Here is a 20,260-nt window from a genome sequence, read left to right as displayed (position 1 = left end):
GAAACACTGTTAGCCGCTGGCCGTAGAGGTATGACTGATGAAGATAGGCGTCCCCAGGGAAGTAAAGAACCACGAATACCGTGTGGGCATGACCCCGGCGGCTGTGCGGGAGCTGACCTCCCATAACCATGAGGTGTTCGTGGAAACCGGTGCGGGTGCCGCCATCGGGTTTTCTGACGGGCTATACCGCGATGCCGGCGCACAGATCCTCGAGGATGGGCCTGCGGTGTTTGCCGCTGCCAGCATGATCGTCAAGGTCAAGGAACCCCAGGCCGATGAGCGGGCATTGCTGACCGCAGACCACACCCTGTTCACCTACCTGCACCTGGCGCCGGACAAGGCGCAGACGGACGATCTGATGCGTTCCGGAGCCACCTGTATCGCCTATGAAACTGTCACCGACAGCCATGGCCGTCTACCATTGCTTGCACCCATGTCGGAGGTTGCCGGGCGGATGTCGATCCAGGCCGGTGCCCATTGCCTGGAGAAAAATCTGGGTGGGCGAGGCATATTGCTCGGTGGTGTGCCCGGCGTTGCGCCGGCCCGGGTCACGGTTATTGGTGGTGGTACCGTGGGCCAGAATGCCGTGGCCATGGCCATCGGGCTGGGTGCCCAGGTGACGGTCCTGGATCGAAACATGGACGTGCTGCGGGAACTGGATCACTTGTACGGGAACCGGATCAGCACCTTGTTTTCCACTGCTGAAACCCTGGAGCACTCGGTCATCGAGGCGGATCTTGTTATCGGCGGGGTGTTGATTCCCGGTGCCTCGGCACCAAAACTGGTGACCCGTGATATGGTCTCCCGCATGGCGGAGGGCAGTGTGATTGTGGATGTGGCGATTGATCAGGGTGGTTGCACCGAAACCTCGAAGCCGACCACCCATGATGCCCCCACCTATGTTGTCGATGGCGTGGTACATTACTGTGTGGCCAATATGCCCGGGGCGGTTGCGCGTACGTCAACACTGGCGTTAAACAATGTCACCCTGCCTTTCATTGCGGCGTTGGCCAACAGGGGGCCGGAACAGGCGCTGAGAGAGGACGTTCATCTGCTGCACGGCCTGAATGTATACCAGGGAAAGATCACCCACGGTGAGGTGGCACAGGCAACCGGCCATACCTTTGCGGATCCTGCCTCCCTGCTGGGGACTTAACCCGCTTGAGACTGGAGAACACATGAAACTGATTGGTTCGACGACATCCCCCTACGTTCGCCGTATTCGCATATTGCTGGATGAGGAGCCCCACGATTTCATCAATCTCAACATCTATGGTGAGGGGCGTGACGAACTTCGTCGTAACAATCCGGCCCTGAAGATTCCCATGTTGGTGGACGGCGACCAGGAGATTTACGATTCCCGTGTTATTGCCCGCTACCTGAGTGCCAAACAGTGTCTGGACCCGCTGACCTGGAATCAGGAGAATCAGCTCACCCTGATTGACGCTGCCAATGATTCCGCAGTGACATTGCTGCTGTCCGAGCGCTCGGGCCTTGATACCCATGCGGATGTCATGTTTTTCAACCTGCAGCGTGAGCGCATCATGACAACGTTGAGAACGTTGGCGGCAATGGTCAGTGATGGCCAGTTCGAACGATGGAATTACCCGGCAATCTGTCTGTACTGCCTGGTGGATTGGTTGGATTTCCGGGATCTGGTGAGCTTCGACGGCGTCGAAAGTCTGCTGTCCTTCCGGGATCGCCATATGGATGAGCATTGGGTGGCGAAAACCGATCCCCGTAATAGTTGATTGTCACTGGAGCTTTTTGCCGTTCTGATCTAGCTTTTAAGGTGAAGCGTATTTCATAGCGTCAATAAAAAGAATTGGAGGACGGCAATGCTCCTGTCTCACGCGTTTGGTCTTTTCACCCATCCTGATGACGAGTGGATTTCCATACGGAAAGAACACGCGCCACCTCGCCGTCTTTATGTCGCCTATGTGCTGGTCCTGGCGGCGATTGCGCCAATATGCGCTTACATTTCAACTGCCCACTTTGGCTGGACCGTGGGTAATGACCGCCTGATTAAACTGACGGAAATCAGTGCCCTGCAGCTCAGTATCCTGACATACTTCGCTATGCTGGTGGGTGTGTTTGCGCTGGGCTACGCCATCAACTGGATGGCCAAAACCTACGGGGCCGTGGAAGAACATGTGCCTTCCAATGGTATTGCCCTGGCATCCTACTCCTGCACACCTTTGTTCCTGGCGGGTTTTGCCCTGTTGTACCCGGTGCCCTGGTTCAACGCCATCGTATTTCTCGTTGCTGCCTGTTATGGCGCCTGGCTAATGTTTGACGGGCTGCCCATTGTGATGGGTATCGAGAAAGAGCGTGCGGTGATGTACGGCGGTGCGCTGCTTACGGTGGCACTGGTCATTCTGGTATCTACCCGTGTCGGGTCGGTCCTGCTCTGGAATTTCGGGTTTGGCCCGGTCTTCACTCATTGAGCAACTGTTAAGACGCAAGTACGGTTAAAAAGGGAGCTTTGGCTCCCTTTTTCGTCAGTATCGATTCGGGTCAGGATTCCCCGCCATCAATCTTGATCTGAAACAATCCGGGCAGTGCCCTGATCTGATTTAAATAGAGACTGGCAATCTCAAGGGAGCTGGTCCATGTCGCTGATATCCCGCCAACCACCACCTGCCGAAGCGAATTCTTTGACTCCAGATCAACATTGGCATTCGATGGATGTCAGTGGTGTCAGGTATGAGTTAAGCGCTTCCTTACCGTTGAGCGAGTCTGAAGTGAGGGAGCGCCAGGCCGAGTATGGCCTGAACCGACTACCAGAGGGTGCCCGGCGCGGTCCCCTCGCGAGGCTGGGGCGTCAGCTCAGGAATTTCCTGATATATGTCCTGCTGGTTGCGGCCATCATGACAGCCATCCTCGGACACTGGGTCGATACTGCGGTCATCCTGGCAGTGGTTGTGATCCAGGCCTTGGTTGGGTTTATTCAGGAGGGGAGGGCTGAACAGGCGCTGAGTGCAATCCGTCACATGCTGGCACCAAAGGCCCTGGTGTTGCGGGACGATGGCCAACATCGCATTGCCGCGGCTGAACTGGTTCCCGGTGACACTGTGTTGCTGGAATCCGGTGACCGGGTGCCGGCGGATTTGCGCCTGGAACAGTGTCATAGCCTGAAAATTGATGAGGCCATTCTCACCGGTGAATCTCAGCCGGTGGACAAATCTCCCGAATCAGTGCCCGAGGATGCGGTGCTCGGCGATCAATACAGCATTGCCTTCTCTGGCACCATGGTAGTAACCGGGACCGGACGCGGCGTGGTGGTCCGTACCGGGCTGGCCAGTGAAATTGGCCGAATCTCGGGATTACTGCGGACCACGGTTTCACTGAAAACGCCCTTGCTTGAACAGATTGACCGGTTTGCCCGTTACCTGTCGATGATCATTATTCTGGCCGGTATTGCGATATTCTTTGGCGGCCTGTATTTCAGTGAATTGCCTTTTGCCGAGCTGTTCATGGCCGTGGTGGGCCTCACCGTAGCCTCTATCCCGGAGGGGCTGCCGGCGATTCTGACCATTACCCTGGCCATTGGGGTGCGTCGCATGGCGGTTCGTCACGCAGTAGTGCGCCGAATGCCGGTGATCGAAACCCTGGGGGCGGTGTCGGTGATCTGCTCCGACAAGACCGGAACCCTGACCCGCAACGAGATGATGGTGACATCGGTGGTGGTGGACGGACAACATCTGGAAGTCACCGGGGAAGGGTATGACCTTGAGGGTGGGGTCGGCAGTAGCACATCCTCCCCGGCGCTGTTGGAGCTCGCCCGGGCGGCCGCACTCTGCAATGATGCCCATCTTCGTCATAGTGAAGCGGGTGTCACCGTAGCCGGTGATCCGATGGAGGGCGCACTGAAAGTCTTCGCCCACAAAGCCGAATTTGATCTGGAACAGAGCGATCAGGATTGGCCGAGGCTGGATGAGATTCCCTTCGATACACAATACCGCTTCATGGCCACACTCAATCACGACCACCATGGCCATACTCTTGCCTATGTGAAGGGAGCTCCGGAACGCATTCTGGAGATGTGCGGCTGCCGGGTGACGGCGGATGGCGGCATTGGCGAATTGAATCGTGAGGCCTGGGAAGACACCATCGCCGAGCTGGCATCCGAAGGCCTGCGGGTGCTTGCGTTGGCGCGGAAGACGGTGCCATCCGGGAAGTCCTCGCTGGCAGTGGAGGAGGTTGAGGCGGGTCTTGAGCTGTTGGGCCTGGTTGGGCTTCTCGATCCGCCCCGGCACGAAGCCGTTCAGGCCATCAGCGACTGTCATGACGCCGGTATACGGGTCAAGATGATCACCGGCGACCACGCCATGACCGCCGGCGCGATTGCGGCAAAACTGGGACTGAAAAATACCGACAGGGTAATAACCGGCAAGGAGCTGGACACTCTTGGCGATGATCAGTTGACGGCACTGGCCGGGGAAGTGGACGTGTTTGCGCGGACCAGTCCGGAGCACAAATTACGGCTGGTAACGGCGCTTCAGGCGCTTCACGGTGTGGTGGCCATGACCGGGGACGGCGTCAACGATGCCCCGGCACTGAAGCGGGCCGATGTTGGTATCGCGATGGGAGTTAAGGGCTCGGAAGCCGCCCGGGAGGCATCGGCCATGGTGCTACTGGATGACAATTTCGCCAGTATTGCTGCTGCAGTGCGGGAAGGCAGAACCGTCTACTCTAATCTGAAAAAGGGCATCGCGTTTATCTTGCCGATCAACGGTGGTGAATCCGTCAGTCTGATCACCGCACTGCTGCTGGGGCTGACATTGCCCATCACTGCCTTGCAGATTCTGTGGGTCAACATGGTCAGTTCAGTGGTTCTGGCCATGACGCTGGCGTTCGAGCCGGCCGAGCCGGATGTCATGAAGCGGGCCCCAAGGCGGCGGGATGAGTCGTTGCTCGAGGGATTCGTACTTTGGCGGGTAGGATTTGTGTCTTTGCTGTTCCTGGTCGGTATCTTCGCTGCTTGGAGCTGGGCGATGCAGCGCTTTGACGATGAGAACACCGCCCGGACACTGGCTGTCAACACGCTGGTAGCCATGGAAGTGTTCTACCTGTTTGCCGTGCGTTACCTGGATACGCCCTCCATCACCTTCCGCGGTGTGCTGGGTACGCCGATTGTGCTGCTGGCGGTAGCCGCAGTGGTCGTGCTCCAGCTGGGTTTTACCTACCTGCCATTGTTTCACGATACGTTTGGCAGCGCGCCTCTGGGCATCGACTCGCTGTTGTTTGCTGCCGGAGCCGGCGTCACCGTGCTCATTGTTCTGGAGCTGGAAACGGCTTTGCGGAAGAAGCTGAGGTACCACCGGAGGCCAGCGCCTAGCCCCGGCCACCCGTAATCACAGAGGGGTCGCCCCGGCCTTCCACGGCGGCGAGTTCGGCACTGGAGAGCCACTCGCCCGGAGGGCGCTCCATGACACTGGCGCAGGCCGCCAGGGCATGGGCCCAGGAACACCGGTTGGCAAACAGCATGCCGGCCTCGTTCAGGGTGCCGCCATGGTTGATGTAGCCCAGCGCCCTGGATTGCCGTGGTTCGGGAAACAGCGGATGCAGGTGGCCACGGAATACCTCTGGACGCATGTGGGTCAACGCCACCCGGCGGTGCAGCCGGAACGGAAACAGCCGCTCACGCTCAAACTCGGAAAGGCATGCCGCCGCCTCGTGGACGTCACGTGGCTGACGGAAGCGAGCCGGCTCCTGCAGATAGACCAGTCGGAAGGGGGTGCCGGTATCCCGCAGCCTTTCGCAGGCATGGATCAGTTCTGAAAGTTGGTAGGCACCGTTGGCAATCAGTAACACCGGTTCTCCGTTGGAGGTGTCCTCGTCCACCACCAGTGCGCCATTGCGGGCCAGCGCCTGCGCCTCCGTTTCGTTGAACACGCAGGGGCGCTCACGCTTTGGTACCACCATGCAGGTCAGGGTGCCCCGGCCCTGATAAATGCCGGGCAACACCGCCAACGCACTGTTGTAGTCGGCGGGAAAGACCACCCGCGACACGTCGTTCATTTCCGACAGCAAGGCTTCACAGAAGGTGGTGTCCTGGTGGGACTGCTCGTTCTTGCCGTTTTCCCAGGTATGGGATGTGGCAATCACCGGAAAGCCCAACCAACGGGCGGGGCGGCCCACTTCCCGCTGGTGACGGGAAAAAATCAGTTCCTGGCGAATGGCGCCCAGCATTTTCACGCAGAAGGCTTCATAGCTGGCTACCAGATTCAGCCCCGCCTTATTACCCAGACAGGCAGACACCACGGCCTCTTCGTTGAGTGCAGTAATCACCTTTCCATGCACCGATTCTTCATTGCTCTCGGGATCGTTCACCCGGTGTTTTAGTTGGGCCAGGATGCCATTGAGGCGATTGCTGGCGAGCTCATCCGGATTGCCCACCCGTGCCCGAAGGTCGGGGTTGGCGGTTACCAGGGCGATAAAGAAATCGTCGACGGCCTGCATCGGCGAGCATGTCCCACTGACCTGGGGGATCTCCGGCATGACCGGTTCCGGCGGATTGCGCATTGCCAGGGCATGATCCCGTTCCAATGGGCGTTGCTGATCGGCATGCTCGTTGAGTTGGTGTATACATCCGGCCAGCTCATCCGGCGCCACCCACAGCCGGTCGGCGTGAGTCTGGAAAAGTTTCCGCGCCTTGGTATCCATCCGCGGATTGCCGGGCAGGGGAAGGTTGTGAGCGGCGTTACTGCCGGCGCCGTAGAAACCAAAGCCCTTGAGGGTCTCGGCAATGCCGAAGGGAACCTTAACCGGATAGGGTTGCTCGCCATTGGCGGCCTGCCTGCCGTTCTCAGTCAGTGTTTTCTCCATTTCATACAGCACACAGACAAAGGCGGCGGGGTCGCGGCCATCAAAACGCACCGGTGCGAAGCCCCGGTCGGACAGGTGCTCTTCAAATCGTTCCAGGCCCGCCTGTGTGCCCAGTTCGGTTCTTTGTTCAATCCGCCGTCCATTGGCAATCATGATGGGCAACACCGTGCCGCAGTCTTCAGCCCGCCACCAGCGGGGTATCCAGTCACTGCCCCGTTGCTCCTCGGCGGCGCCGTCTGACAGGAACGCTACCAGGGATTCGCCGGGTAGTGGCATGTGAGCGTATTGCAGTTCAGCGAACCCGAGGTACCCGCCTTCAATAATACCGCCGGCGGTGTGGGCGTTTACGTGGCTGCCCAGCGGTGTTGCCATGCCGCCATCCGGCCGTTGGCGGTAACTGTAAAAATCCGATGCCAGCACGGACAGCCCCTCAGGGCCCTGGTACCGGTCCAGTTGTTCCGGATGCAGGTTGCCCGTCAGCACGTTGAGGGCATCAATGGCGGCAACGCAATGCCCCTGGCCCATGAGCCAACTGCGGGTCTCCCCGGTCAGATTGTTCAGTGCCAGGTAGGCGGCATAGGCGGGTACCATATTCAGGGCACCGCCGGTGTGGCCCTCCGGATGCTTTTTGAAATCCCGCGCCTTCAGGGGCTGGCCGGTGATATTTACCCGGTTCGCGTAGGTCATGTGGGCGACCAGCCATAACCCCGCACTGGTCAGGCGATCCAGCGCACACAGCTTGCGGAAAACGGTCGCGGTGTCAGGCTGCTGCCCGTCGGCGACCAGTTGGTCCGCCATGGCTTTGACACTGGTACAGGTGGTCGGGGAATGCTGTATGGCTCCATAACCGTGCCGCCAGAGTTCAAAGTCCGGGCAACCGGATGTGGGAGCAGCAGACCTCAGGTGGCTGAGTGTTGGCATGGCGGGCCTCCATGGCGCGAGTATATGAAGGGATTGTAAAAGATGTGCTGCGGACGGCCTTTGACGCAGGTCATCCGGGGGTGATTCCGGGGTGGGATGAGGCCTGGTCGTTTGGCATGTCAGTCTGTTCGCTATAAGATAGCCCCACGGATGACATGCTGACATGGAAGACAAGGATTCAGGGAATGAGTAAAAGTATCGTTTTGCTGGGTGATCCCGGAACAGATCATCAGGGCTTTCCACCCACTCCGGTTATTGCCGGCTCCCCCAATGTGCTGGTTGATGGCAAACCGGTTGCGCGGGTGGGTGATCCCCTCGCCATTCACTCCAAGCCCAAGCACCCACCCCATCCAAGAGCCATTGCAGCTGGCTCGGGGACTGTGCTGATCAATGGTATTCCGGCGGCCGTTACCGGCAGCGCGGTATCCTGTGGTGGTGTCACCATCGGCAGCGGTAGCGTGATCATTGGAAGCTGACGTCGTTGGTTCCGCACGATCAATGCCTGTATCCGGCTAACGCCAGGTTCATTGCGATTCAACCAGCGCCATCTCACGCTCGGTATAATGGCTGACCATATCCGCCAGTCCCCCGGCCAGTTCATCAAACGTGATGGGCGGTGCGGGATCACACAGGTGGCGCACCACGGAATAGATGCCGCCATTGATCATGATGTAGCTCATGGTCGGGATGTTGCGGATTTTCAGGGTCTCCGGGTGGTGCATCAGGTACTGGGTGACCAGTTCCGACAGGGTCTTTTGCAGCGGTTCCACATGTTGTTCGAAGTCCAGAGCCATGGCGTAGCGTGCGCACTTGAGATAGCGCTCGTTGTTGGCCTGGAGGAAATCCCGAAAGTGTCCGAGTAGATCCAGCACCGCTTCCTTAATCGGTTTCCGAACAATGGTCGGGATCAGTGGCTGGATCATGGCAATGGTATCGGCCACGAACCGCTCGCTCATCACCTGGAAGATCTCTTCCTTGTTCTCGAAGTACTCATACAGAGAGCCCACGCCAACCCCAGCAATATCAGCAATTTGCCGGGTTGTTGTGGCGGCCGGTCCGCGCTCCGCCATGGCAATAAAGCCCGCTTCGACAATGGCGTCCACGGTGGCTTTGGCGCGTTGCTGAACAGGTTTTCTGGCCATAAATTTTCCGAATTGAAACCGAACAAGCGTTCGCTTTATTGTGGGTGAATCATTCACTGACAGTCAAAGTGTAGGTATTCCATGTTTGGAAGTCGTTTGCCCAATAAACCCAGCCGTGGCGCCGCTGCGGTCGTAACCGGCGCCGGTAGTGGTATTGGCCGTGCATTCGCGCTGGAAATTGCTCGCCGGGGCGGTTCTGTCCTGTGCTCGGACATCAACCTGGCCACTGCCGAGGAAACCGTGGCACTGGTCGAAGAGCTGGGTGGTCAGGCCTGGGCGTTCAAATGCGACGTCAGCAAGCTCAATCAGGTCGAAGCACTGGCCGAGGAGGCCGAGCGGGTGCTGCCCGGGCCGGTCAGTCTGGTGATCAATAACGCCGGTGTCGGTGTCGGCGGCAAACCCGTGGGTGAGGCACCGATGGCTGACTGGAAATGGACCCTGGGGATTAACCTGTGGGGCGTCATTCACGGCTGCCATGTCTTTACGCCGAAGCTGAAGCAGCTGGGGTACGGCGGCATCATCAATGTCGCGTCCACCGCCAGCTTCTCCGCGGCTCCGCTGATGGGGGCCTACAACGTCACCAAGGCGGGCGCGCTGGCGCTGACCGAAACCATGGCGGTCGAACTGGCCGGCTCCGGCGTTTCGGTGACGGCACTGTGTCCGACCCTGGTGAAAACCAATATCAAGGCCAACGGTCGTATTGTCGGAGAGTCGTCGAAGCTGTTTGACCGTCTGATGGACCGTTTCGGTATGTCGCCGGAGCGTGTCGTGAACGATGCCCTGAATGCCCTGGACCGTGGCGATCTCTACGTTATGCCGCAATTCGATGCCCGCATGATCTGGCGTGCCAAGCGTCTGGTTCCGCGAAGCTATGCCCGGGGTATCGGACTGATTAACCGGTTTGGTGTCAGCCGGCTGCACTGAACATTCTGGCCGCAAGGAGTATGCATCATGGCGATGATTGACCTGGATAAAATGCTCGTGAAGGTAAAGAGCACCCAGTGGGCCCTGTCGGATATCGACTGGGATGCACCGGGAGCGGATCTGATCACGGAAGAACAGTGGCCAAAACTCAAGGAGTTCATGACCGACCTGATGTGGATCGAGCATGTCGGTGCCCGGGCATTTGCGGCCATGGCCAAGAAAGCCCCGACGGAGACCCTGCGTGAAATTTACACCTATTTTCACGCCGAGGAGCAGCGCCACGCCAACGTCGAAATGGCGCTGATGAAGCGTTGGGGCATGCTCGATGGTGACGAGTTGCCAGAGCCGAATATCAACCTGCGACTGGTGATCGAGTGGCTGGATCGCCACAGCGATGAGGTGCCGGTGTACGTGCTGGGCACTGTGGTGCCGATGCTGGAAATTGCCCTTGATGGTGCACTCTGCAAATTCCTGCTCGATACCGTGGACGATCCGGTCTGCCACCAGGCGTTTGAAAAGATCAACGATGACGAGTCCCGTCACCTTGGCGTTGGCTTTTCAGTGATGGAAATGCAGGGGCACGGCGCCACTTATATCAAAACGGTCGAAATGGCGGCGCAAATCGCGAACCCGCGGGTGATCCTGGGGATTGCATCCTACTTCCCGTTGCTCAACAAGATGCGTGACAACGTGGTGGCGATGGGGTTGTCGGAAGAGAAGCTGTACGCCTGCATGGAGAAGTTCGAGAAAATCGGCGGTCGTACCAAGGAAGGCCGCAGCAATCCCTGGTTCCAGATCATCAAGTTCCATAGCCGTTGGATGGTGGATCGGAATAATAAGTTCTACCACGTGCCGGTTGACGCACTGGTGAAAGCGACCAGTTACATCCCCCGCAAGCTATTGCCGGCGGTACCGACCTGGGTCAAAGAGCTGACCTACGAACAGACTGCCTGATCCGGCCCGGATGAAGACGCGTGGCGCCCGGCTGATGGAGCGCCACGTGCCCTATTTGTTTGTGAGAACATGATATGACCAATGCGACCCCTTCCCGAAAGCCCAGGACCGCAGCGAAAAAGACGCCGGCAAAAAGCGTGAAAAAGCATAAACCGGCGACCGTGCTTATTGTTGGCGCCGGATTTGCCGGTCTGGGTACTGCCATCCGATTGCAGCAGGCCGGAATCAGGGACATCGTGATTCTGGAGCGGGCCGGGGAAGTAGGCGGGACCTGGCGCGATAACAACTATCCGGGCGCAGCCTGTGATATCCCGTCCAATCTTTACTCCTATTCTTTCGATCAGAACCCGGATTGGTCCCGCAGCTTCTCCGGCAGTGAGGAAATCCTGCGCTACATCAAGGCGATGGTGAAACGCTTCGGTCTGGAGAAGTACATTCGCTTTAACCGGAATGTGAGCGATCTGGCCTTTGATGAGGATCAGGGGCTTTGGCACGCGACAACCGACAGCGGTGAGATCTTCAGCGGGCGAGCGGCGGTCATGGCCCAGGGGCCACTGTCCAACGCCAGCTTCCCGGATATTTCGGGCATCGAAAAGTATCAGGGCCACAAGGTGCACAGTGCCGCCTGGGATCATGAATACGATTTCCGCGGTAAGAAGGTCGGGGTGATTGGCACGGGTGCCAGCGCCATCCAGATCATTCCGGAACTGGTCAAAGACGCCAGCAAGCTGACCGTCTTCCAGCGTACGCCGGCGTGGGTGGTGCCGCGTCCGGATTTCGACACGCCGGACTGGCAAAAGACCCTGTTCCGCAAGGTGCCAGCGAGCCAGTCCGCCCTGCGCAAAGGTCTGTACCTGGCGCACGAATCCATGGCCCTGGCGGTGATCTGGAATTCGCCGATGACCCGATTGGCGGAGCGCCTGGGTCGCTGGCACCTGAAGCGACAGGTCAAGGATCGCTGGCTACGTCGGCAGCTGACGCCGGATTACCGTATAGGCTGCAAGCGCATCCTGGTGTCGAACGACTATTACCCGGCCCTGCAGCAGCCTAACTGTAAACTGATCACCTGGCCGATCACGCGGATGTCCGCGAACGGCATCCTGACTGCGGAAGGCATTGAGCACCAGTTTGACTGTATCGTCTTTGCCACCGGCTTTGACGTTGGCCACTCCGGTACGCCGTTCCCGGTTCGCGGTGCGGGTGGCCGTAAACTGGACGAGGACTGGAAACGTGGTGCCCAGGCTTATAAGAGCATCAGCGTGGCGGGCTATCCGAACCTGTTCCTGACCTTCGGCCCCAACTCTGGTCCGGGCCACAACTCGGCGCTGGTGTACATGGAGTCCCAGATTGACTACATCGTCAAAGGCGTGCAGACGATTCTGGACAAGAATCTGAAGGCGTTGTCCGTGCGCGGCAAGGCTCAGGACGAGTACAACGCGAGAATTCAGAAGAGGCTGGCGAAGACCAACTGGAACTCCGGCTGCAAGAGCTGGTACCTCACCGAAGATGGCGTGAATGCGACCATGTACCCGGGGTTTGCCTCCCAGTATGCGCGGCAGATGGCGTCTCTTGAGCTGAAAGATTATGAGCTGATCCCGGCGTGATAGCGTTGTTGTGAGGCGGTTTTTCTGACAATCTGAATCAACTGAGCCCTGTCGGCGGACCCTGGTGGTCGGACAGGGCGTTTTCGTTTGTTTGGATACCAGCAAGGAGACGTCGATGACCGAGGACAAGCGCCGTCGTTACTCCGCCCCGGTGGTGGATGGGCTCGGCAAGTCTGCCAGCCGTGCCATGTTGCGGGCCGTGGGCTTTACCGATGATGACTTTCGCAAACCCCAGGTGGGTATTGCGTCTACCTGGAGCAACCTGACTCCGTGCAATATGCACATCAACCGCCTGGCGGAAGAGTCGGCGGCCGGTGCTGACGATGCCGGTGGCAAGGCTTTGATCTTCAACACCATTACCGTGTCTGACGGCATTGCCAATGGCACCGAGGGCATGAAGTACTCGCTGGTATCCCGGGAAGTTATCGCCGATTCCATCGAAACCGCCGCCGGTTGTGAGGGCTTCGACGGTCTGGTGGCCATCGGTGGCTGTGACAAGAACATGCCGGGCTGCATCATGGGCCTGGCGCGGCTGAACCGCCCGTCGGTCTTTGTCTATGGCGGCACCATCATGCCCGGGGAAAACCACACTGACATTATCTCGGTGTTCGAGGCGGTGGGGGCCCATGCCCGCGGCGATCTGGATCTGATCGAGGTGAAGCAAATCGAGGAAACCGCGATCCCCGGCCCAGGCTCCTGCGGTGGCATGTACACCGCCAACACCATGGCATCGGCCATTGAAGCCATGGGCATGAGCCTGCCGGGCAGTTCCGCGCAGAACGCGGTATCCGATTCCAAGGCGGAGGACTGTCGTGCCGCTGGGGCAGCAGTGCTGAATCTGCTGGATAAGGACATCAAACCCTCGGACGTCATGACCCGGGAGGCGTTCGAGAACGCCATCACCGTGGTGATTGCCCTGGGCGGCTCCACCAACGCGGTTCTGCACCTGCTGGCCATGGCCAGTACCGTGGGAGTTGAGCTGTCGCTGGACGATTTTGTCGAGATTGGCAAGCGGGTACCGGTACTGGCGGATCTGCGCCCCAGTGGTCATTACATGATGTCCGAGCTGGTGGCCATTGGCGGAATCCAGCCATTGATGAAGATGCTGCTGGAGCGGGGGCTGCTACACGGTGACTGCCTCACGGTGACCGGTCAGACCCTGGGGGAAAACCTGGCGGACGTGGCACCGTACCCGGAAGGGCAGGACATCATTCATGCCTTCGACAATCCCATCAAGGCTGACAGTCACCTGCGGATTCTGTTCGGCAATCTGGCACCGACCGGTTCGGTAGCCAAGATTACCGGAAAGGAAGGCACCCACTTTACCGGTCGCGCGCGGGTGTTCCATTCTGAGGAAGAGGCCCAGGAGCGGATTCTCGATGGCACGGTGGTGGCCGGTGATGTGCTGGTGATCCGTTACGAGGGCCCCAAAGGTGGCCCCGGTATGCGTGAGATGCTCAGCCCCACCTCGGCGATCATGGGCAAGGGCCTGGGCAGCGATGTGGCACTGATTACCGATGGCCGCTTTTCTGGTGGCAGCCACGGCTTTGTGGTCGGCCATATTACCCCTGAGGCGGCAGAGGGCGGCCCGATTGCCCTGGTGCAAGATGGTGACACCATTACCATTGATGCGGTAACCAACCGCATTGAACTGGATATATCAGAGGCGGAGATGGAGAAGCGGCGCAAAGCCTGGAAAGCACCGGAACCCCGCTTTACCCGTGGTGTGCTGGCAAAGTATGCCCGAACCGTCAGTTCGGCCTCTCTTGGAGCCGTTACCGATCTGCCCTGAACCGTTCCGGGCGCCCCCAGTAGTATCCCTGGCCATGGAGGCCGGGGAACTGCTGAAGCCAGACTGCGATAGCTTCATCTTCCACGCCTTCCACCACCACGTCCAGATCCAGAGCCTGGCCCAGTTCCAGGGCAGCGCGAAAGATGCGTTGACGGGCGGGGTGATCCAGAATGTCTTCCAGAAAGCTGCGATCAATCTTGAGTTCGTCCAGGTCAAAACTGGCCAGCGTGCCCAGGGAAGAGTGGCCCGTGCCGAAATCATCCAGAGCGATGCGGAAGCCCCTCTGACTGAGGGTGTGAATCATTGCCCGAGCCGCATCGGGGTCGGCCATCATGGCAGTTTCGGTGATTTCCAGAATGAGATCCCCGGGCTGCATTCTGTGGCGTGCAATAATGTCCATTGCCTCCTGGTCAAACCTCGGATGAGCCAGGTCTTTGGCCGAGATATTGACGGCGACCGCGATGTTACTGCCGTACCGTGAAGTCAGTCGCCGGTAGTCACTGCAGGCCTGATGGATAACCCACAGCGTCACGGGATGAATCATCCCCACCTGCTCTGCCAGCGGAATCCAGTGGTCTGGCGGGACCTTGCCAAATTCGGGATGGTGCCAGCGGATCAGGGCCTCCACGGAACTGGTCCTCTCGTCACGAATACCCACCTTGGGCTGGTACTCCAGCCACATGGAGCCATTAGTCAGGGCGTCCTCAACATCCAGCATCAGCATTTGCTGGCGGTACTGCCACTCCGCGATGGACGGGTCGTATTCGCACAGTGGCTGATCACCGCTGAGGGAGGCGAAACCTGCCGATGACAGGATGCCTGCGGCATCGGGGCCATGTTCAGGGGCATGGGCAATTCCCACCCTCGGACTCCATGAGAAGGCAAAGCGCCCTTCGCGGAAGTGTGTTCCAAGCCATGCAGTGAGTTCGTTCATGAGGTGTTGATCGGCGTCACAATCATCATATCGATAGAAAGCGAAGGCGTGATTGATGGTGTCAATGCTGGCCAGGGCGTGGCCATTGATCCTTACCAGGCGGGATTCGAAGACGCGCTCAAGAAAGCGGCTCATGCGACGCAGGTAGGTTTTCAGCAGTTCTTCGGCAGCGCGGTAACCCAGGGTCTGTTCGATTTCATTGAATCGTTGCAGGCGCACCAGACACAAGGTGTAGGGAACCTTGTGGCCATTGAGGGTCTCCAGGGACTCTTCGAGTATCGCGCGGTTGGGTTTGCCAGTCACCCGATGGGTCTTGAGCAGGTGATCGTAATCTTTCTCTATTTTGGCCCTGAGCTGCCCCTCCTGGCGAGCGCGAACGTCAGCGCTGAGACGTTTTTTCCGCTCCTCAAGCAATAATCGTCCCACACCACTGGTCAGCACCAGAGAGGCAATGGCAGCACCGAGGAAAAAGGCGGAATCGGAAAGGCTGTTGACGGGGAGCCACCCGATGGTGCGCATGGATGATACGGTGGCGCCGCTGAGAATTGCCAGGATAGACAGTCCGTAATAGCGGGCGTAGATATGGTGTCGGAATTGACGTGCCACCACCGCAAGGATAAATACTCCGGTCAGGGTTGCCAGCACCAGCAGCGAGCCCTGTCCGGGCAGGGGCAGGCCCAGGGGCGTCACTATTGCCAGGGCGAGGGCGGCCAGGCTGATGCCGTTAAGTATGGATGTGATTGGTCGGGAGATCGACAGAAAGTGGGGCGTAAACTGACACAGGGCAATCAGACACAGTGGCAGGGACACGCTGAGCAGAGCGTTGAACTGGGGCCAGTCGGGCCACAGGAACCAGAGTCCGAAACCGTCCATGACCAGCTGACTGTGCATCACACCGATCATCAGTACACTTAACCATGCCAGCCCGGGCCGACGCAGCATGATGACGATACTGATGTTGAACAGCAGGGCAAAGGCCAACAGACCCCCAATGAACGCCTTCCAGGCCAGGGTAAAGGCCGTGTGTCCCAGGATGGTTCCCGGTTTGTGAACCGATATTGGCAGCAGGGTTGGACCGGAATTCTCAACCTCGAAAAAGAAGGTGGTTGCGCCGGGTTCCAGGGTGACGGACCAGATCCATTGTGGCAGGTCATACAGACGGTTGCTGAATGGCAGGGTATCGCCCATCTGGGGGAGGCGTTCCAACGCACCTTTCGGGCTGATCATGGCTGGCGTGATGCTGTCCAGCGATGGCGCTGCTACCACAAGAAGCTTGCGGACTGGCTGATGTTCCGGGTTATTCAGTGTGAAGCGGAAAATGGCCGGTTGGTCCAGGTAGCCAAGACCCGTGTGGTTTTCCGGTGTTGAGGTCCAGGTGATGGCGGACGATTCTGGTGTCGCCAGAATGGCGTCCAGTGATTGCAGAGTGAATTCCGTTGGGATTTGATCAGTATGATCGGCTGCCTTTAACTCCGGGATATCGTGACTTACATTAACACTGTCACCGGTGGACAGGATTGAGGTGACGGTCAGTCCGTACGCCAGACCGAAAACGAGAAGGCTGAGGGGCAACCAGCGCCGGATCAGTCTGGGTATATACTGCCATGCATGGACAGGAAAGCCGTCAGGGTCAGTGTTCGGGGTCGCCGATGGGGCCATTCAGGGGGTGATCCTGCTGGTCAGTTTAAAGTGCCACGGTAGTCGTTACACGGTGATAACAAATGTAAATAATGTGTAACGCAATGAATTAAAAGCAATTTTACTCTATTTTATGGTGTTTTGCATTTGCCGTTTAAAACGGATGAGTGAAAAATGTGACGTCGGGCACGCAAGAAGCTGATTTTGCGACTGTGGATGAGTGGTAATCCTGACAGCGGGTTCAGGGGGTCCCTGAGGGGAATTCGCTGGTATAGTAGACGGCACTGTATTCACCATTGAAGAGATTTGCCCGAGGTAGATTGATGTATCGACGCGTCCTGTCTGGCCTGATGAGCCTGATGTTCATTTTTGCCATCTCCCAAGCCCATGCCCATAAGCAAAAGGCGGAGACGCTGCAGTTGGCTTCTGTAAATGCGGCTGCGGCCTACGCCGGCAGCAATGAGCTGGTTGTTGACAAGCATGCCGACAGGATCGTACCGATCGCGTCCATCACCAAACTGATGACAGCCCTGGTGGTGATGGAGTCCGGAGAGCCCCTGAACGAATGGCTGGAATTCAGGGAGCGCCACATACCCGCTGCAGCTAACGCTTACACCCGTATTCGGGTGGGCTCCGAGATGCGTCGTGCGAATATGTTGCGTATCGCCTTGATGTCATCGGAGAACTTTGCAGCCTATACACTGGCGCGCCACCATCCCGGAGGCTATGACGCGTTTGTCCGGGCGATGAATGAGAAAGCCATGGAGCTGGGCATGACCCGCACGAGCTTTGTGGATCCAACCGGGTTGTCGGTGGATAACACGTCAACCGCAGCGGATCTGATCAAGCTGGTGAATGCTGCCGCAAAACACCCGCAGATCGGGGATTATTCCACCACTCGGTACTACACCGGGCAGTTCCGCAAGCCTCGTTACAGCCTGTCGTTTGGCAACACCAATGTCCTGGTGCATCGGGATAGCTGGGGGGTCGGTCTGAGTAAAACCGGCTATCTGTCGGAGGCCGGGCGTTGCCTGGTGATGGTGTCCAATATGAACGGGAAACAGATGGTGACGGTGTTGCTCGATTCACTGGGCACCCGCTCTCCAATGGGGGATGCGGGCCGCATTCGACGCTGGCTGGACACGGGGGCTCCCGGACAGGTAGCTACCGCGGCCAGGGCTTACGAACAGGAAAAAAACGCGGCTTATACCGCCGATCGGCAGCGTAATACAGCGTCAGGTGAGCAATCGACTGCGGGCGTGAATTGATACCGGATAACGGGGATAAGCGGGGATTCTGGCAGTGATCGAGATAGTGACAACCGGTGGTACCATCGACAAGGTGTATTTTGATGCCAACAGTGAGTTTGAGGTTGGTGACTCCCTGTTGCCGGAGTTGCTTAGTGAATCCAATATCCACGACGGCTACCAGATCACCGGGTTGATGCGGAAGGACAGCCTGGAAATAAGCGAGGATGACCGGGAACGGATCCGTCAGACGGTGGCGTCATCGGAATGCGACCAGATCCTGATCACCCATGGTACCGATACCATGGCAGAAACCGCCCAGGCGTTGACGACAATTACCGATAAAACCATTGTTCTTCTGGGGGCTATGCAGCCGGCCAGGATGCGTCGCAGCGATGCGGTATTCAATCTGGGATTTGCCTGGGCAGCGGTCCAGATCTTACCCGCCGGTGTTTACATTGCGATGAATGGTGAGGTATTTGCGGCCGGGGCGGTGCGCAAGAACCTGAAAGCTCAGCGTTTCGAGCGAATCTGAGCCTTTCAGGCGATGGAATCGATTTCTGCCTCGGTCAGTTCCCGGAACGCCCCTGGCGCAAGGGTGCTGTCCAGCTCGATGGTGCCAATGCGTGATCGGTGCAAAGCCGAAACGCGGTTACCGGTCGCGGCCAGCATCCGTTTGACCTGATGGTAACGACCTTCCGCGATGGTGAGCTCAATCTCGTAGTCATTCAGCCAACGGACCTCGGCCGGTTTTGTTGGTTTGGGGTCGTTCCTGAGTTCGATGCCATCCCGCAGTTGTTGGAGCGCGCCTTCTGTGACCGGATCGCAGAGGGTGACGCGATAGGTCTTGGGGCACTTCACCCGGGGTGATGTCACGCGGTGTGACCACTGGCCATCCGACGTCAACAACAACAGTCCGGTAGTATCCGCATCCAGGCGACCGGCGATATGCAGGCCGTGCCGCAGGCTGGTGGGCAACAGGTCCAATGCCGTGGGGTGGTCGCTGTCGGTCGTCGCGCTGACGACGCCTTCCGGCTTGTTGAGCATCAGGTAACGCTCCCCGGGCAAGGTCAGCAGGTGATCATCGAGGGCAACCCGGGCATCGGTGCTGATATGGGTGGATACCTGACGGCACGCCCGCCCGTTCACGATCACCCGCCCCCGGGTAATGGCCCGTTTGGCTTCCTTGCGCGACAGGGGGGTGGTGCTGGCAATGAACTGATCCAGTCGCATGATTACGAGCAGCCTTCCCCCGGGGGTGGCAATTTCAGGCTCGCCAGGCACAGAACCGGTGCTGCACCGGTCAGCCTGGCCCACATCGCCCCCAGCAACTCGGGCCTCAGGGCAGGACCGGTGTGACGATAACTGGCACCGGGCTCCAGGCCATTGCCATTGTCCTGCGCGAGGACAAAGGTAAACGGATGGGCACCGGGCACGCCCAGTCGCACATCGGTGGCCAGCAGCAAGTTGTCGAGTTGTTCGTAATGGAGAAACCCTTCGGTAAACCATTCCAGTCGCTGGCCTTCTTCCAGGGCCCGTGCCTGTTCAGCCAGTGTCCGGGACCGGGGAAAGGTCTCCAGGGTCAGTGGCGCGTCGCCGTCCAGGAAGCCGGTGACGATTTCTACCCGGCGGTGGTCACTGATCGCAGTGACGCGCCAGAGAAGGGTATTGAACGGCATTGGCTGGACCATGCGTGGCGCATCGTCCAGTCCTGCCTTTGCCAGCGCCGGCTCCACCCGGCTGGAAATCATCTGTTGCGCCACCAGCGTCCACCCCAGATAGAGTGTGGAAACGCCAAGGCCCACCACCAGACTGCGGGGCATCGCCGGTTTCACCAGAAAAAAACCGATAGCCACCAGCAGGGGCAGGGTATACAGCGGGTCGATAATAAAAATACTGTGCAGGGCGATCGGTGGCCCCAATGGCCAGAAAATCTGGGTGCCATAAGTGGTGAACACGTCCAGCAGGGGGTGTGTGACCAGTATCAATCCGGTCAGTAGCAGCCAGCGTCGGTAACTGATCACTGGTTTCCAGCGCCAAAGCCCCCATGCCAGCATGACGGCGAGCGGTATCAGGACAAACAGCGAGTGGCTGAACCCCCGGTGCTGGGTGAAATTGGCTACGGCGGTGCCGTAATCGATAACCACGTCCAGGTCGGGCAGGGTGCCCAGAACGGCTCCCGTTACCAGTATTGAGCGCCCCAGTGCCTTACCGGCCACCGCTCCTGCGAGGGTGGCTCCCAGGGCAGCTTGCGTTATCGAGTCCATGAGCTC

Annotated in this window: 16 protein-coding genes; 11 read left to right on the top strand and 5 right to left on the bottom strand. The window is 58.7% G+C overall.

The genetic code is table 11. The features are described from left to right. The first annotated feature begins 37 nt into the window (after window positions 1–37). The 4 genes from ald (at window position 38) to Q0Y21_RS07375 (ending at window position 5,357) form a co-directional block, all read left to right on the top strand. Entirely contained in the window at window positions 38–1,156 is a 1,119-nt protein-coding gene (gene ald / locus Q0Y21_RS07390; RefSeq protein ID WP_297793245.1) for an alanine dehydrogenase, read from the top strand. Window positions 1,157–1,178: 22 nt separating this feature from the next. After that, the gene (locus Q0Y21_RS07385) at window positions 1,179–1,751 is read left to right on the top strand and encodes a glutathione S-transferase N-terminal domain-containing protein (RefSeq protein WP_297793242.1); all 573 of its coding nucleotides are present in this window, start codon (window positions 1,179–1,181) and stop codon (window positions 1,749–1,751) included. 87 nt (window positions 1,752–1,838) lie between these two features. Further along, window positions 1,839–2,447: a Yip1 family protein gene (locus Q0Y21_RS07380; protein WP_297793239.1), complete on the top strand. Its 609-nt coding sequence runs from the start codon at window positions 1,839–1,841 to the stop codon at window positions 2,445–2,447. Between the two features lie 165 nt (window positions 2,448–2,612). Beyond that, window positions 2,613–5,357 carry an HAD-IC family P-type ATPase gene (locus tag Q0Y21_RS07375; RefSeq protein WP_297793236.1) on the top strand — a complete coding sequence of 915 codons (2,745 nt, stop codon included), beginning with the start codon at window positions 2,613–2,615 and terminating at the stop codon, window positions 5,355–5,357. Here the strand turns inward: Q0Y21_RS07375 and Q0Y21_RS07370 are convergent. Continuing rightward, on the bottom strand, window positions 5,338–7,752 hold the full coding sequence (locus Q0Y21_RS07370) for a xylulose 5-phosphate 3-epimerase (protein WP_297793233.1): 2,415 nt from the start codon (window positions 7,750–7,752) through the stop codon (window positions 5,338–5,340). The two genes, Q0Y21_RS07375 and Q0Y21_RS07370, sit on opposite strands and share 20 nt — an antisense overlap. Window positions 7,753–7,937: 185 nt before the next feature. Between Q0Y21_RS07370 and Q0Y21_RS07365 the strand changes: the two genes are divergently transcribed. Then, complete coding sequence (locus tag Q0Y21_RS07365; RefSeq protein ID WP_297793230.1) at window positions 7,938–8,228, top strand: type VI secretion system PAAR protein; 291 nt, start codon at window positions 7,938–7,940, stop codon at window positions 8,226–8,228. 48 nt (window positions 8,229–8,276) lie between these two features. Here the strand turns inward: Q0Y21_RS07365 and Q0Y21_RS07360 are convergent, their stop codons facing one another. Next, complete coding sequence (locus tag Q0Y21_RS07360) at window positions 8,277–8,894, bottom strand: TetR/AcrR family transcriptional regulator (RefSeq protein ID WP_297793227.1); 618 nt, start codon at window positions 8,892–8,894, stop codon at window positions 8,277–8,279. A gap of 96 nt (window positions 8,895–8,990) precedes the next feature. Between Q0Y21_RS07360 and Q0Y21_RS07355 the strand changes: the two genes are divergently transcribed. The 4 genes from Q0Y21_RS07355 (at window position 8,991) to ilvD (ending at window position 14,168) form a co-directional block, all read left to right on the top strand. Continuing rightward, window positions 8,991–9,818, top strand: a complete 828-nt coding sequence (locus Q0Y21_RS07355; RefSeq protein ID WP_297793224.1) for an SDR family NAD(P)-dependent oxidoreductase — start codon at window positions 8,991–8,993, stop codon at window positions 9,816–9,818. Window positions 9,819–9,845: 27 nt separating this feature from the next. Next, window positions 9,846–10,772, top strand: coding sequence for a ferritin-like domain-containing protein (locus Q0Y21_RS07350; RefSeq protein ID WP_297793221.1), 927 nt, complete (start codon window positions 9,846–9,848; stop codon window positions 10,770–10,772). A gap of 137 nt (window positions 10,773–10,909) precedes the next feature. Continuing rightward, window positions 10,910–12,376, top strand: a complete 1,467-nt coding sequence (locus Q0Y21_RS07345; RefSeq protein WP_297793218.1) for an NAD(P)/FAD-dependent oxidoreductase — start codon at window positions 10,910–10,912, stop codon at window positions 12,374–12,376. A 115-nt stretch (window positions 12,377–12,491) separates the two neighbouring features. Then, window positions 12,492–14,168 carry a dihydroxy-acid dehydratase gene (gene ilvD / locus Q0Y21_RS07340; protein WP_297793216.1) on the top strand — a complete coding sequence of 559 codons (1,677 nt, stop codon included), beginning with the start codon at window positions 12,492–12,494 and terminating at the stop codon, window positions 14,166–14,168. Here ilvD and Q0Y21_RS07335 read toward each other — a convergent pair. Beyond that, a complete protein-coding gene (locus Q0Y21_RS07335; protein ID WP_297793213.1) occupies window positions 14,152–16,761 on the bottom strand; it encodes an EAL domain-containing protein in 2,610 nt (869 codons plus the stop codon). The genes ilvD and Q0Y21_RS07335 overlap by 17 nt on opposite strands. A 302-nt stretch (window positions 16,762–17,063) precedes the next feature. Here Q0Y21_RS07335 and pbpG point away from each other — a divergent pair, with 302 nt between their 5' ends. Both pbpG and Q0Y21_RS07325 read left to right on the top strand, forming a co-directional pair. After that, window positions 17,064–18,008: a D-alanyl-D-alanine endopeptidase gene (gene pbpG, locus Q0Y21_RS07330; protein ID WP_297793210.1), complete on the top strand. Its 945-nt coding sequence runs from the start codon at window positions 17,064–17,066 to the stop codon at window positions 18,006–18,008. A 34-nt stretch (window positions 18,009–18,042) separates the two neighbouring features. Next, window positions 18,043–18,522 (top strand): asparaginase domain-containing protein, encoded by a 480-nt coding sequence (locus Q0Y21_RS07325; RefSeq protein WP_297793208.1) that lies wholly within the window; start codon window positions 18,043–18,045, stop codon window positions 18,520–18,522. A gap of 5 nt (window positions 18,523–18,527) precedes the next feature. Here the strand turns inward: Q0Y21_RS07325 and Q0Y21_RS07320 are convergent, their stop codons facing one another. Then, window positions 18,528–19,220 carry a pseudouridine synthase gene (locus Q0Y21_RS07320; protein WP_297793205.1) on the bottom strand — a complete coding sequence of 231 codons (693 nt, stop codon included), beginning with the start codon at window positions 19,218–19,220 and terminating at the stop codon, window positions 18,528–18,530. Between the two features lie 2 nt (window positions 19,221–19,222). Then, window positions 19,223–20,254: a metal-dependent hydrolase gene (locus Q0Y21_RS07315; protein ID WP_297793202.1), complete on the bottom strand. Its 1,032-nt coding sequence runs from the start codon at window positions 20,252–20,254 to the stop codon at window positions 19,223–19,225. Window positions 20,255–20,260 lie beyond the last annotated feature (6 nt).

Source organism: uncultured Marinobacter sp. (assembly GCF_947259545.1).
Classification (GTDB): domain Bacteria; phylum Pseudomonadota; class Gammaproteobacteria; order Pseudomonadales; family Oleiphilaceae; genus Marinobacter.
This window is presented reverse-complemented; position numbering and strand designations above follow the sequence as displayed.